Source organism: Arthrobacter humicola, assembly GCF_039531445.1.
GTDB classification, from domain to species: Bacteria; Actinomycetota; Actinomycetes; order Actinomycetales; family Micrococcaceae; genus Arthrobacter; species Arthrobacter humicola.
Window position 1 is genome coordinate 22,695 of record NZ_BAAAQB010000033.1, and the last position, 13,471, is coordinate 36,165.

11 protein-coding genes are annotated in these 13,471 nt (G+C 69.0%); 8 read left to right on the forward strand and 3 right to left on the reverse strand.

Going from position 1 to position 13,471, the window contains the following annotated elements; translation table 11 throughout:
* Positions 1-24: 24 nt before the first annotated feature.
* From dxs to ABD243_RS11720, 8 genes are all read left to right on the forward strand, one after another.
* The gene (gene dxs / locus ABD243_RS11685) at positions 25-1,998 is read left to right on the forward strand and encodes a 1-deoxy-D-xylulose-5-phosphate synthase (protein ID WP_344365739.1); all 1,974 of its coding nucleotides are present in this window, start codon (positions 25-27) and stop codon (positions 1,996-1,998) included.
* A gap of 76 nt (positions 1,999-2,074) precedes the next feature.
* Positions 2,075-2,632 (forward strand): hypothetical protein, encoded by a 558-nt coding sequence (locus ABD243_RS11690; RefSeq protein ID WP_116768180.1) that lies wholly within the window; start codon positions 2,075-2,077, stop codon positions 2,630-2,632.
* Positions 2,633-2,698: 66 nt separating this feature from the next.
* Positions 2,699-2,917, forward strand: coding sequence for a helix-hairpin-helix domain-containing protein (locus tag ABD243_RS11695; RefSeq protein WP_344365695.1), 219 nt, complete (start codon positions 2,699-2,701; stop codon positions 2,915-2,917).
* Positions 2,918-2,970: 53 nt separating this feature from the next.
* Positions 2,971-3,948, forward strand: coding sequence for an aldo/keto reductase (locus ABD243_RS11700; RefSeq protein WP_344365697.1), 978 nt, complete (start codon positions 2,971-2,973; stop codon positions 3,946-3,948).
* 47 nt (positions 3,949-3,995) lie between these two features.
* Positions 3,996-5,024, forward strand: a complete 1,029-nt coding sequence (locus ABD243_RS11705; RefSeq protein ID WP_344365699.1) for a nucleoside hydrolase — start codon at positions 3,996-3,998, stop codon at positions 5,022-5,024.
* Positions 5,025-5,148: 124 nt separating this feature from the next.
* Positions 5,149-5,970, forward strand: coding sequence for an ECF transporter S component (locus tag ABD243_RS11710; RefSeq protein WP_344365701.1), 822 nt, complete (start codon positions 5,149-5,151; stop codon positions 5,968-5,970).
* Positions 5,971-6,003: 33 nt separating this feature from the next.
* The gene (locus ABD243_RS11715) at positions 6,004-6,762 is read left to right on the forward strand and encodes an energy-coupling factor transporter transmembrane component T (RefSeq protein WP_344365704.1); all 759 of its coding nucleotides are present in this window, start codon (positions 6,004-6,006) and stop codon (positions 6,760-6,762) included.
* On the forward strand, positions 6,759-8,303 hold the full coding sequence (locus tag ABD243_RS11720) for an ABC transporter ATP-binding protein (RefSeq protein ID WP_344365707.1): 1,545 nt from the start codon (positions 6,759-6,761) through the stop codon (positions 8,301-8,303). Before ABD243_RS11715 ends, ABD243_RS11720 begins: the two co-directional genes overlap by 4 nt.
* Before the next feature lie 129 nt (positions 8,304-8,432).
* On the opposite strand, the gene ABD243_RS11725 is transcribed toward ABD243_RS11720, so the two are convergent.
* From ABD243_RS11725 to ABD243_RS11735, 3 genes are all read right to left on the reverse strand, one after another.
* Positions 8,433-10,592, reverse strand: coding sequence for a 3-hydroxyacyl-CoA dehydrogenase NAD-binding domain-containing protein (locus ABD243_RS11725; protein WP_344365709.1), 2,160 nt, complete (start codon positions 10,590-10,592; stop codon positions 8,433-8,435).
* Positions 10,589-11,830 carry a thiolase family protein gene (locus ABD243_RS11730; RefSeq protein WP_344365742.1) on the reverse strand — a complete coding sequence of 414 codons (1,242 nt, stop codon included), beginning with the start codon at positions 11,828-11,830 and terminating at the stop codon, positions 10,589-10,591. The genes ABD243_RS11725 and ABD243_RS11730 overlap by 4 nt, the downstream gene beginning before the upstream one ends.
* Positions 11,831-12,084: 254 nt before the next feature.
* The gene (locus ABD243_RS11735) at positions 12,085-13,443 is read right to left on the reverse strand and encodes an HRDC domain-containing protein (protein WP_344365711.1); all 1,359 of its coding nucleotides are present in this window, start codon (positions 13,441-13,443) and stop codon (positions 12,085-12,087) included.
* Positions 13,444-13,471 lie beyond the last annotated feature (28 nt).

The following is a 13,471-nucleotide window of genomic DNA, read 5'->3' on the forward strand; positions in this document are numbered from 1 at the left end:
GTCTACCACCCGAAGGAGGGGCCGTTGGGAATCTTGGACACCATCCGGAATCCGCAGGACCTGAGTAAGTTGTCCGGGGCGCAGCTGGATCAGCTGGCAGCCGAGGTCAGGGATTTCCTGATCGGCAACGTCTCCCAGACGGGAGGGCACCTGGGCCCGAACCTCGGCGTCGTCGAGCTCACCATCGCGGTACACCGGATCTTCGATTCCCCCCGCGACAGCATTGTCTTTGACACCGGGCACCAGTCCTACGTCCACAAACTCCTCACCGGCCGCCAGGATTTCAGCACCCTCCGCCAGCAGGGCGGCCTCTCGGGCTACCCGGACCGCGGGGAATCCGAGCACGACATCGTGGAAAGCTCGCACGCGTCCTCGTCACTGTCCTGGGCCGACGGCATCTCCCGCGCCCGGCAACTGACCGGCGACGGCGACCGCTTCGTCGTCGCGGTGGTGGGCGACGGTGCCCTGACCGGCGGCATGGCCTGGGAGGCCCTCAACAACATCGCGGCGGACAAGAAGCGCCGCGTCGTCATTGTGGTCAACGACAACGGACGCTCCTACGCCCCGACCGTCGGCGGGTTCGCCGACTACCTTGCATCCCTGCGTCCCACCATCGATTCCCTCCGCGCCGCCCCCGCCTATGAAGGCACCCTCGAATGGTGGAAGCGCAGGCTGCAGAACGGCGGCCCCGCGGGACAGTTCACCTACAAGAGCCTGCACGCCATGAAGAAGGGCCTCAAAGACTGGTGGGCTCCGCAGGGCATGTTCGAGGACCTCGGCATGAAGTACATCGGCCCCGTGGACGGCCACAATCTCCAGGCCATGGAAAACGCCCTCTCCACGGCGAAGAACTATGCCGGGCCCGTGATCGTGCACGCCATGACGGAAAAAGGCCACGGTTACGCTCCGGCCCGCGCCCATGAAGCGGACCAGTTCCATGCGGTCGGGATCATCGACCCGGAGACCGGCGCCCCCGCCGAGGCCGGTGGCGCCAAGTCCTGGACCGCCGTGTTCGCCGATGAGATCGCCGACATTGCCGACGAGCGCACGGACATCGTCGGCATAACCGGGGCCATGCTGATCCCGGTCGGGCTGCACAAGTTCGCCGCCCGGCACCCGGACCGCGTGTTCGATGTCGGCATCGCCGAGCAGCACGCCCTCACCTCGGCGGCCGGAATGGCGTTCGGGGGACTGCACCCGGTGGTCGCCGTCTACGCAACGTTTCTGAACCGTGCCTTCGACCAGCTGCTGATGGACGTGGCCCTGCATAAGGCAGGCGTCACGATCGTCCTGGACCGGGCCGGGGTCACCGGGCCCGACGGCGCGAGCCACCATGGCATGTGGGACATGGCCATGGTCCAGATCGTCCCCGGCCTCCACCTCGCCGCACCGCGCGACGCCACACGGCTGCGGGAGGAACTGCGCGAGGCCGTGGCCATCGAAGACGCCCCCAGCGTGATCCGCTACTCCAAGGGCAGCGTCGGCGCCGAGGTCGAGGCGCTCCAACGGCTGGCTGACGGCGTCGATGTGCTGGCCCGCCGCCCCGCAGGTTCCGCGGAGAACGACGTCCTGATCGTGAGCGTCGGCGCCATGTCCGAACTCGCGCTGGACGTCTCCAACCGGCTCGGCGCCCAGGGGATCAGCTCCACGGTGGTGGATCCCCGCTGGGTCCTCCCGGTCCGGCGTTCCATCATCGACCTCGCCGCGAACCACCGCCTGGTCATCTGCATCGAGGACGGTGTGCGCGCCGGCGGTGTCGGCTCGCGGATCCGCCAGGAGATGCGCGCTGCCGGAGTGGACACCGCCCTCAACGAGGTCGGCCTCCCCGTCGAATTCCTCGATCACGGCACCAGAAAACAGGTCCTCGAACGCGTCGGGCTGACCGCCCAGCAGATCACGCACGACGTCGTCGCCCAGGTCCTGGGCACCAAGGTGCCGTTCGCGCGTCCCTTGCCCGGTCACGAACACCCCAGCACCGGCAGCCTGCCGCTGCTGTAGCCAGCACGTCTGTTGAGCACGACCCCGTACGGCCCCACCCTTGGCGGCGCCGTGCGGCCCAGGAAGGAACTGGCATATGAGTGGAATTATCCGGGTTTACAAACGCGACGAAGAGGGCACCCTGCAGTTCAGGGAGGCCTGGTTTGACGAGGACTACAGCCAGTTCGTGATGAACCACGGCGTCGTCGGGCACCAAAGCAAAACCGACGAGACCGACGTCGAAGACGCCGAAGTTGCCGAGCGCCTCATGGACGCCTTCGCGGTGCAATGCGCCGAGGACGGCTACGCCGAAATTCCGGACGAAGAACAGTTCTGGGTGGTGGCCCAGTACGCCCTGAAGACCAAGGAGGGGACCAGCCGCGACAAGTACCTCGAGGAGAAAGCCAAGGATGCCCTCATCAGCCATCTGGCCTGGCGGGGCCTGGGGATCGTGGACCGGAGCGAGTTTTCAGATGGCCGGCTCAACATCTTCTGCCTCACCCCGGACGTCAACAAGACGGTCAACGCCATAAAGGTCTGCATCCGGGGCGAGGACCTGGACTTCACCAAGCTGAGCATTGGGGCCGCGCCGTTTGGTGAGGAGACCTTCAAGCTCAAACACTCACCGAAACCGGCCAGCAGCTTCACGCTCTAGCCAACACCGGCAGGGAGCCCTGCACGGCTCGCATCAGTTTGGGGCAACCGACTGAAAGGCAACGCAATGACGCGAAAATCCTCTCAACCAGGCAGCACACCGCTCCCCGCGGGACTGGCGGCGCCGGCGCGCAAGTCGCTCGCGCACGCGGGGGTGGATACCCTCGAGCATCTCGTGGAGCTTGGCCGTCGCCGGCTTGCCGGGATGCCGGGCGTCTGCCCGCGCACCCTCGCGCAGCTCCAGGACGCCATGGACGAGCACGGCCTGGAACTGCCCGCGGGATAGCCGTGACGGCGGCGTTGGACGGGACGCCCGACCGGCCGTTATAGGGTAAATCCATGACTGAATACCGCCGTGTGGGAAATTCCGGACTATCCGTCTCGGTCGTGGGACTTGGCTGCAACAACCTGGGTCGGCCCGGGACCGTGACGGAATCGCAGGAGGGCACGGACGCCGTCGTGCATGCCGCCCTGGACGCCGGGATCACCTTCTTCGACGTCGCGGACAGCTACGGCCGGGAACCCGGACTCAGCGAGACAATGCTGGGCACGGCCCTTGGCTCACGCCGGGACGACGCCGTGATCGGCACGAAATTCGGCATGGACATGCGCGGCGCCAACGGCGAGGACTTCGGCGCCCGCGGATCCCGCCGCTACATCATCAAGGCCGCGGAATCCTCGCTGCGCCGGCTCGGCACGGACTGGATCGACCTCTACCAGTTCCACACCCCGGACCCGCTGACGCCCATCGATGAGACGCTCTCAGCCCTCGAGGACCTCGTGACCAGCGGCAAGGTCCGCTACATCGGGCACTCCAACCGGGCTGGCTGGCAGATCGCCGAGGCCGAGTTCGTGGCCCGCGCCCGCGGGGGAGTGCGCTTCATCTCCAGCCAGAACCACTACAACCTGCTGGACCGCCGTGCGGAGCTTGAGGTGACCCCCGCCGCCGAGGCCTACGGGCTGGGCGTCCTGCCGTACTTCCCGCTCGCCAACGGCCTGCTCACCGGCAAGTACTCCGCCGGTCGCGCTCCCGAGGGCTCCCGGCTCAGCCACACCCGCACCAACCTGGTGAACGACGCCGACTGGGAACAGCTGGGTGCCTTCGGCGACTTCGCCGCCGCGCGCGGTCTCACCGAGGTCCAGGTCGCGTTCTCCTGGCTGGCCGCGCAGCCGTCCGTCAGCAGCGTCATCGCCGGCGCCACCACGCCGGAGCAGGTGCGCCAGAACGCCGCCGCCGTGGCCTGGAAGCCAAGCCCTGCCGAACTCGCCGAGCTGGACGACCTCTTCCCGCGCACGCCCAAGGTGGCACTGTTCTGACCAAGCAAGCCTCGAGCGAGTCGGCGCTGGATACCCAATCGATCCTCATGGACGTCGACACCGGGATCGACGACGCGCTGGCACTGGTCTATCTGCTGTCCCGGCCCGACGTCCGGATCCAAGCCATCACCTGCACCGCCGGGAACGTCGGGGCGCGGCAGGTGGCGTTGAACAACCTGGCCCTGCTGGAGTTGTGCGGCCGCCAAGGCATCGAGGTGGCCATCGGCGCCGAAGTTCCGCTGGAAATCCCGCTGGTCACCACCGAGGAGACCCACGGGCCGCAGGGAATCGGCTACGCCGAGCTGCCGGCGCCGGTCCAACAGATCTCGGCGCGGCACGCCGTCGACGTCTGGGTGGAGGAGGTGCGGGCACATCCGGGGGAGATCACCGGACTGATCACCGGCCCGCTGACCAACTTTGCCCTCGCCCTGCGCCGCGAACCGGAGCTCCCTCGGCTGCTCAAGGGGCTCGTCATCATGGGCGGCAGCTACTACTACCAGGGCAACACCACCCCGACGGCCGAATGGAACACCTCGGTGGACCCGCACGCCGCCAAGGAAGTGTTCGCCGCCTACCGCGGGCTGCCCGAGGACAAGCTGCCGATCGTCTGTGCGCTGGAGACCACCGAGCGGATCGAGATGCAACCGGAGCACTTGCGGCACTTGAGCGAGGCCGCGGGCGCGCCGGAGCCGGAACTGGTCCTCCCGGAGCAGCCCGAGGGCCTGCGCAGCCGGTCCGGGAACCCGCTCGTCGCCTGCCTGTCCGACGCCCTGCGCTTCTACTTCGAGTTCCACCGGCTCTACGACCAAGGCTATGTGGCGCACGTGCACGACGCCTTCGCGGCGTGCGTTGCCGCGGGACGCACACCGTTCACCACCCGCCCGGCCACGGTCGACGTCGAAACGGACTCTCCGCTGCTGATCGGCACCACGGTGGCAGACTTCCGCGGGCTCTGGGGGCTGCCGCCCAACGCCAGGATTGTGTCCGATAACAACCCCGAGCACTGCTTCGACGAACTGATTTCCTCAATTGGTGCCCTTGGACGCGCCGTGGGTGCGCGGTCGCCGGGCACCTGAGGCGTTCCGCCTGAGGCGGGGCGGCCAGTGGGTTCCCTTGCGGGTCCGCGGATCGCTAGGATGGTAGCTGCGCCGAGGTGACATGAGGCGGATGTTGTCGCACCCACCCAAAGGAACACCTCCCATGTCACAGCCAGCTCTTACGGTCACGGACCCTGGACAGGCGGCCGGCCGCGGTCGCCGCCTGCTCGAAATCGCCGGCGCCGCATCCATCGCCGCCACCTACGTCTTCCTGGTGCTGACCCAGCCCGCTGACATTGCCAACGGCCCGGCAAGTTTCTCGGCCCTCGTGGCCCTCGGGGGCTTCCTGCTCGGCGCTGTGCTGCTGATTGTCGCCGTCCTGCCGGTCCTTCCCACTTCCACTCTGGTCCTCATCCCCGTGGCACTTGTCCTGAACGTGGTCCTCGGACAGCTCATGGGCAGCACCGGCCTGCCGTTCTACATCGACGCGATCGGCACCGTACTGATCGGGGTCCTCGCCGGCCCGGCCGCCGGCGCCGCCACGGGTGCGCTGAGCAGCATCGTCTGGTCCTTCTTCAACCCCACTGTCCTGCCGTTCGCCGCCGGCGCCGCCCTCATCGGCTTCCTCGCCGGCATGGCTGCCCGCGTCGGCCTGTTCCGCCGCTTCTACCTCGCACCCGTGGCCGGCTTCATCACCGGCATCCTCGCCGGCGTCGTCTCCGCCCCGATCGCCGCCTTCGTCTTTGGCGGCACGTCCGGCCTCGGCACCGGTGCGATCGTTAGCGCTTTCCGCGCCATGGGGGACACCCTCCTGGCCGCTATCACCAAGCAGGCCCTGATTTCGGACCCCATGGACAAAGCGATCGTCTTCACCATCGCGGCGCTGCTGGCCTACGCCCTGCCCCGCCGCACTACGTTCCAGTTCCCCTTCGTACGGCGTTTCCGCGTGCTCGCCGGCAAAGCCCCGTCGGCGCCCGACGCCTGAACAATGACGCTGTGACACTGCGGCCCTGATCCTATGAGCCTGCGCCTTCACCCCTTCACCGCGCTGACGGCGGCGGCCTGTACTGCCGTCATCACGACGGCGGCAGCCAGTTGGCCGTTGTCCGTCGCCGTGGGACTTGCCGCGGTGGTCCTCGCGGTTCGCCGTGGAGTCGCGGGGCGCGTCCTGTCCGCCGCGGCGGTGATTCTGGTGCCCCTGTTCCTGTCCCTGCTGGTGCTGCACGGTCTCTTCTTCCCCGAAGGCCACACTGTCCTTGCCCAGTGGGGTCCGGCCCGGGTCACCGCCGAGGGCCTGCGATTCGCACTGGAGCTCGGAACCCGGACCGCCGCCTGCGTCCTGGTGTTCCTCCTCTTTTCCTTCACGGTGAGCGTCCCGGACCTTGTTTCGGCCCTCTCGGCCCGCCGGATCCCGCCGCAGTTCGGGTTCGTGCTGGCCTCAACCCTGACCCTCCTGCCTGCCGTCGCGGGCCGCCTGGACCGGATCCGGCAGGCCCAGGAAACGCGCGGGATGGTGATCCGCGGCGGCGTGTGGTCGCGCGCCGGCGCGCTGCGCCTGCAGATGATTCCGCTGGTTCTGGCCCTGATGGACGACGCCGGCAGCCGCGCCCAGGCGCTCGAGGCCCGCGGGTTCGGCAGCCCCGGACCCCGCACCAGTTACCGCGACGTCCCCGACCCGCCTCCCCAGCGGCTCTTCCGGGCCGCCGCATTCGTGCTCGCTTCTGCAGCCGTCGCCGCGCGGCTCGTTGTCTCCTGGCCTGCCGGAGGCCCGTCGTGACGGCGGCCACCCGCACGGCTCTCCGGGCACGGATTGATGCCTTCACATTTCATGGCGAGAGCCAGCCGGCGCTGCGCGATGTAACTCTTTCAGTCACGCCCGGCTCCCTGACCGCCGTCCTGGGCGGCTCCGGGAGCGGAAAGTCCACGCTCGGAAAACTGCTGGCAGCCTGGCTGCGTGCCGGCCAGGCGGGGGAGTTCCGCGGCAGCCTCGAGCTCGACGGCACCCGACTGGAGTTCGCAGGCGCGCCCGGCGACCCGCGGATCAACCCGGCCGAATGGTCCCGCCGCGTGGCCTTTGTCCCGCAGGACGCCGCCTCGATGCTTTCCACGGTGCGCGCCACAGTCGCCGAGGAGCTGGCCTTCGGCCTGGAACTCCGCGCGACGCCACGGGAGGACATGCTCCGCGCAGTCGAGCGCACTGCCGCGCGGACCGGCCTGTCCGGGCTACTGGACCGCGACCCGGCCACCCTCTCCGGCGGCGAGCTGCGCAGGCTCGCCGTGGGCTGCGCCGTCATCACCGAACCGGACATGCTCATTCTTGACGAGCCGCTGGGATCGCTGGACGCGGCCGGAGCCGCCCGGATCGAGGACTTGGTACGCAGCCTCTGTATGGCCGGGACCGGCGTCGTCCTGCTGAGCCAGTCTGCCGACCGGCTTGCCCGCGAAGCCACGCACTGGACCGTCCTCGACGCCGGGACAGTCACCGCCGCGGGGGCGCCGGCACAGCTGATCGGCTCGGCCGAGCTGGAACACGCCGGGGTGCTTGTGCCCGGAACTCACCGCCCTGACGCCGGCGCAGTCCCCGGTCCGGGCCCGGCGTCTCCCGCCGTACCTGGACCCCGGTCGGCAGCGCTCGAACCATGCCTTGAACTATGCGGCGTCGGGTTCGGCTACGGCCAGGACCAGCGGCGGCGCGGGACCGGTCCCCGGCAACGGGTCCTGCGGGACGTGGACCTCGCCGTTCACCAAGGCGAGATCATCGCCGTGACCGGTCCCAACGGAGCCGGCAAGTCGACCCTCCTGCGGCAGTTCAACGGATTGCTTCGGCCCACCGAGGGAGACGTCCGGGTCTGCGGACGCAGCATCGCCGGCGTGCCCGTGGGTACGGTTGCGGCCTCTGTGGGCCTGCTGTTCCAGCACCCGCGGGATCAGCTCTTCGAACGAACCGTCCTGCGCGAAGCCGCGTTCGGCCTCCGGCAGCTCTTCGGCAAGGCAGAAGCCGAGGACAGGGCACGCGCGGCGCTGACCGCCGTCGGGCTCTCCGTCGCTGCCGGGGCTTTCCACCCGGCCGAACTTCCCGCCTCGCAGCAGCGGTTGCTCGCCCTCGCCACGGTCCTGGCCCGCGAACCGGCAGTGCTGGCCCTGGACGAGCCCACGGTGGGGCTGGACCGGCACGGACTCGAACGGCTCGGCAGGGCCGTAGACGACGCGGCGGCGCGGGGGACCGCCGTCGTCATGGTCACCCACGACCTCGCCTACGCCCGCGCGACGGCGCATCGGATTCTGGAACTCGACGGCGGGAGCCTGCGGGAGCTCTGAGCAACGTCCTCATGATCTGCGAGTGCTGGCAGAAGGCGCCGTCCGAGCGCCGCCGCACACAAAAAAGCGCCGTTGTTGCCCGACCGATTGGCGGGGACAACGGCGCTTTCGTGGCGAAACCGCGGCCGGTCAGGCGGCGGGCTCGGAGGCTACGCCCGGGGCCAGGAACTTCTTGCCGTTGACCCGCTCCGAGGCGCCCACCCGGTCCAAATACGGGGTGATGCCACCCAGGAACATCGGCCAGCCTGCGCCAAGGATCATGCAGAGATCGATGTCCTCCGGACCGGCCACCACACCCTCCTCGAGCATGAGCCCGATTTCCTCCGCAAGGGCGTCTTGCGTGCGGCGCAGGACTTCCTCCGCGGTGGACGGGCTGCTACCGAAGGACATCAGCGCGAGGGTCTCGGTCGGGATGACTGGCTTGCCGTCCGCACCCGGAGCCCAGATGGACTTCACGCCGTTGTCGATCAGCGCCTGCAAGTTCGCCGAAACCCGGAACCGGTCCCCGAAGGCCGCGTGCAGCGACTCCTGGACGTGCTGGGCTACCGGCAGGCCCACCATGGCGCCAAGCACAAAGGGAGTCATCGGCAGGCCCATCGGCCGCAGCGCGTTGTCTGCGACCTCGGCCGGGGTGCCCTCGTCGAAGGCGGCGGTTACTTCGCCCATGAGGCGCAGCAGAACGCGGTTGACCACGAATGCGGCGGCATCCTTGACGAGCACGGCGGACTTCTTCAGCCCCTTGGCAAGCTCGAAGGCGGTAGCCAGCACGGCGTCGTCGGTCTTCGGCGCGCGGACAATTTCCAGCAGCGGCATGACCGCCACAGGGTTGAAGAAGTGGAACCCGACGAGCCGTTCCGGGTGTTCCAGGTCCGCGGCCATTGCCGTGACGGACAGCGACGAGGTGTTGGTCGCAAGGATGCACTCGGGCGACACGATCGCCTCGACCTCCTTGAAGACCTGCTTCTTGACGTTGAGTTCCTCGAAGACGGCCTCGATCACGAAGTCGGCGTCCGAGAAGGCTTCCTTGGACACGGAGCCGGTGACCAGCGCCTTGGTGCGGTTCGCGGCGTCGGGGCTGATCCGCTTCTTTGCCAGCAGCTTGTCCACCTCGGCGTGCACGTAGCCAACCCCCTTGTCCACCCGGGCCTGGTCGATGTCCGTCATCACCACCGGCACCTTGAGCTGGCGGGCGAAGAGCAGGGCGAGCTGGCTTGCCATCAGGCCCGCCCCCACGACGCCCACCTTGCCCACCGGGCGGGCGAGCTTCCGGTCCGGGGCGCCGGCCGGGCGCTTCGCGCGCCGCTGCACGAGGTCCAGGAACGCGTAGACGGTGGAGCGGAACTCGGGGGTCTGCATGAGGTCCGCGAGGGTGTCGCACTCGAGTTCGGCGGACTGCGCCTGCGTCAGGGTCCGGTTGGCCTCCATGACATCGAGGACCTTGGCCGGCGCGGGTGAGGCATTGGACGTCTTCGCCTCGACAAAGGCCCGGCCCTTCGCGACGGCGGCCGCCCAACGCGCTGCGACCTCCGGAGCGGCGGGGTCGACGGCGTTGGCCCGCTCCGGCGCCGCGGCGCCGGCAATGACCTTCGCGGCCCAGGCGACGGACTGCTCAATGAAGTCCGCGGGCTCGAACATGGCGTCCGCCACGCCGAGCTCAAAGGCCTGCGGGCCGGTGAGCGTGCGGTTGTTGCTCAGCGGGTTTTCGATCATGACCTTGAGCGCGTTCTCCGGCCCGATCAGCCGCGGCAGGATATACACCCCGCCCCAGCCCGGGATCAGCCCGATCAACGCTTCCGGCAGGGCCAGCGCGCCGGCTCCGGTGGAGACGGTGCGGTAGGTGGACTGCAGGGCGATCTCTAGCCCCCCGCCCAGGGCCAGGCCGTTGATGAACGCGAAGCTGGGGACGCCGAGGTTTGCCAGGGTGGCGTAGACGTCGTGGCCGAGCTGGGCCATCCAGAGGCCCTGTTCACGGCCGCTGACCGACTTGACCGTGGACAGGTCCGCGCCGGCAACCAGGAAGTACGGCTTGCCGGTTACGCCGACGCCGACGATCTCGCCGCGCGCGGCACGCTCCCGCAGCCCCTCCAGCACGGTGCCGAGTTCGATCAGGGTGTTCGGGCCCAGGGTGGTGGGCTTGGAGTGGTCCAGGCCGTTGTCCAGCGTGACCAGCACGAAGGTGCCGGGGCTCGTGCCGTTGACGGCGGGGAGCTGGATGTCCTGGACGTAGGAGTGCGTCACCGTCTCGTTCGGGAAGAGATCGGCAAGCTTGCGGAAATCAGCGGCGCTCATGCTGTGGCTCCAGTCGTGGTGGTGGCGGATTCGGAGATTGTGTATTCCGTGCCGTAATCCGGGTGGTGCGGGTTCTCCCAGATGACGGTGGCGCCCATGCCGAGGCCAATGCACATGGTGGTCATGCCGTACCGGACCGTGGGGTCTTCTTCGAACTGCCGGGCCAGCTGGTTCATCAGCCGTACGCCGGAGGATGCCAGCGGGTGCCCGACGGCGATCGCGCCGCCGTAGCGGTTCACCCGGGGGTCGTCGTCGGCGATCCCGAAGTGGTCCAGGAAACTGAGGACCTGGACGGCGAAAGCCTCGTTGATCTCGAAGAGGCCGATGTCCCCGATGCCGAGGCCGGCGTTCTTCAGTGCCTTCTCGGTGGCCGGGACCGGGCCGATGCCCATGACCTCGGGTTCGACGCCGGCGAAGGCGTAGGACACCAGGCGCATCCTGACCGGCAGGCCGAGTTCCTCCGCGGCGTCCGCGGAGGCCAGCAGGGCGGCGGTGGCGCCGTCGTTGAGTCCGGCGGCATTGCCGGCCGTGACCCGGCCGTGGGCACGGAACGGGGTCCGCAGCGCGGCGAGGTCCTCCACCGTCGTGCCCGGGCGCGGCGGCTCATCCACCGTGTTCACCGTCCAGCCCTGGCCCGGCTTCATCGTGGCCACCGGCACGAGGTCGGGCTGGATCTGGTCCTTGGCGTAGGCAGCGGCCAGCTTGTCCTGGGAAGCGACGGCGTAGGCGTCGGTGCGTTCCTTCGTGATGGCCGGGAAGCGGTCGTGCAGGTTCTCGGCCGTGTTGCCCATGTTCAGGGCCGCAGGGTCAACGAGCCGCTCCGACATGAAGCGCGGGTTGGGGTCGGCGCCGGCGCCCATCGGGTGGTTGCCCATGTGTTCCACGCCGCCGGCAATGACGACGTCGTACGCGCCGAAGCCGATTCCGCTTGCCGTCGTGGTCACGGCGGTCATGGCGCCGGCGCACATGCGGTCGATCGCGAAGCCGGGCACGGTCCGCGGGAGCCCGGCGAGCAGGGCGGCGGTGCGGCCGATGGTCAGGCCCTGGTCGCCCGTCTGGGTGGTGGCGGCGATCGCGACTTCGTCGATCCGTTCCGCCGGAAGCGAGGGGTTGCGGCGCATCAGTTCGCGGATGCACTTAACCACGAGGTCATCGGCGCGGGTTCCGGCATAGATGCCTTTTTCGCCCGCGCGGCCGAAGGGGGTGCGGACGCCGTCGACGAAGACGACCTCGCGAATGGCGCGGGGACCCACGGTGCGGGGACTCGCGCTGTTGGTTTTCCCGCTGCTGGTTGTTCCGCTCGTGCTGGCTGGGCTCACGTGGTGCTCCTCATTGAGACATGGGTGCCGGATCCGCGCCTGCGGCAAGGCCTGGTGCAGGCCTTGCCGCAGGCAGGGGAATCCGGGCGACATCATGCATCATGTTACTCGCCAGTAACATAGCTGGCAAGGAGGCGGGGGAGCCGCGTTCGAGGTCTACCGTGAGGGGTGGACTATCCGGCGGAACCGGATGGCACCTCCGCGGAGGCTTTCGGCTCCTTGGCGGGCAACGGCTCGGGGTGCAGGAAGGCCTCGGTGATGAGCGGAGCGGTGATTTCGATCTGCCACTGGCGTGCTCCGAGGTTCGCGAGCTCCTCGGCCACGCCTTCCTCGCTGAGTTCGGCTGGCGGACGCCATGCGACCCGGCGGAGGTAGTCAGGCGTTAGGAGGTTTTCCACGGGCAGATTCAGTTCCTCGGCCCTGCCCTGAAGCTTGGGGCGGGCCGTGGCAAGCCGCGCGGCGGCCTCGGGGTCCCTGTCCGCCCAGACGCGCGGCGGCGGGGGAGCGTTGGTGGGCAGGTGCAGCGGGGGAAGGTCTTCCAGGGCCCTGGCGGTGGCGATGCAGCGCAGCCAGCGGGGCGCCTCGCGCTGGGCGGCGCGGCCATGGAACCCCTTGGTGCCAAGGAGCTGCGGGACCGTGGTGGGCATGGCCTTGGCGGCGGCGACGAGGGCGGAGTCGGGGATCAGCCGGCCGGGGGCGACGTCGCGCTTCTGGGCCAGGGAATCGCGCTCCAGCCACAGCTCCCTGACCGCGGCCAGCTGGCGGCGGTCCCGGATCTGGTGCAGCCCGGAGGTCTTGCGCCACGGGTCAACGCGCGGCGGGGCCTGTCCGGCCTCAAGGATGGCGGCGAATTCCTGTTCGGCATACTCCAGCTTGCCGTCCGCGACGAGGAGTTCGATGAGTTCCTCGCGCAGCTCGGTGAGTACTTCGACGTCGAGGGCGGCATAGCGCAGCCAAGGTTCCGGCAGCGGCCGGGTGGACCAGTCGGCGGCGGAGTGTTCCTTGGCCAGACCGAAGCCCAGGAGCTGTTCGATCACGGCGGCGAGGCCCACCCGGGGCAGTCCGGCCAGCCGCGCGGCGAGCTCGGTGTCAAATAGCTTGTCCGGCCACATGCCGAGTTCGGACAGGCAGGGGAGGTCCTGGCTGGCGGCGTGCAGGATCCATTCGACGCCGCGCAGGGCGTCATTGATAATGCTCAAGTCCCCGAACGGTTCGGGATCGATCAACCAGGTCCCGGAGCCTTCGCGCCGGATCTGGACGAGGAAGGCGCGCTGGCCGTAGCGGAAGCCCGAGGCCCGTTCCGCATCCACGCCCGCGGGCCCGTGGCCGGCGGCGAGGGCCGCGGCGCAACGTTCGAGTCCGGACTGGGTTTCGATGACCAGAGGCACGCCGTCACGGGGGGCGTCGAGGTCGATCACTTCAGGGACCAGGCTGTCGAAGCCTTCCACCGTGATGTGGGCTGTGGTGTCAGTGGCCTCTGTCGTATTGTGAACGGCGCCGGCCGTGCTGATTTCCGGATTTTGAGGGGTCATGGTCTCTACAGTTTACCGACAACATGGC

Excerpts from the sequence above, each read along its gene's own strand:
- ABD243_RS11690 (WP_116768180.1), top strand. The coding sequence starts at position 2,075 with ATGAGTGGAATTATCCGGGTTTACAAACGCGACGAAGAGGGCACCCTG.
- ABD243_RS11695 (WP_344365695.1), top strand. The coding sequence starts at position 2,699 with ATGACGCGAAAATCCTCTCAACCAGGCAGCACACCGCTCCCCGCGGGA.
- ABD243_RS11700 (WP_344365697.1), top strand. The coding sequence starts at position 2,971 with ATGACTGAATACCGCCGTGTGGGAAATTCCGGACTATCCGTCTCGGTC.
- ABD243_RS11705 (WP_344365699.1), top strand. The coding sequence starts at position 3,996 with ATGGACGTCGACACCGGGATCGACGACGCGCTGGCACTGGTCTATCTG.
- ABD243_RS11710 (WP_344365701.1), top strand. The coding sequence starts at position 5,149 with ATGTCACAGCCAGCTCTTACGGTCACGGACCCTGGACAGGCGGCCGGC.
- ABD243_RS11715 (WP_344365704.1), top strand. The coding sequence starts at position 6,004 with ATGAGCCTGCGCCTTCACCCCTTCACCGCGCTGACGGCGGCGGCCTGT.
- ABD243_RS11725 (WP_344365709.1), bottom strand. The coding sequence starts at position 10,592 with ATGAGCGCCGCTGATTTCCGCAAGCTTGCCGATCTCTTCCCGAACGAG.
- ABD243_RS11735 (WP_344365711.1), bottom strand. The coding sequence starts at position 13,443 with ATGACCCCTCAAAATCCGGAAATCAGCACGGCCGGCGCCGTTCACAAT.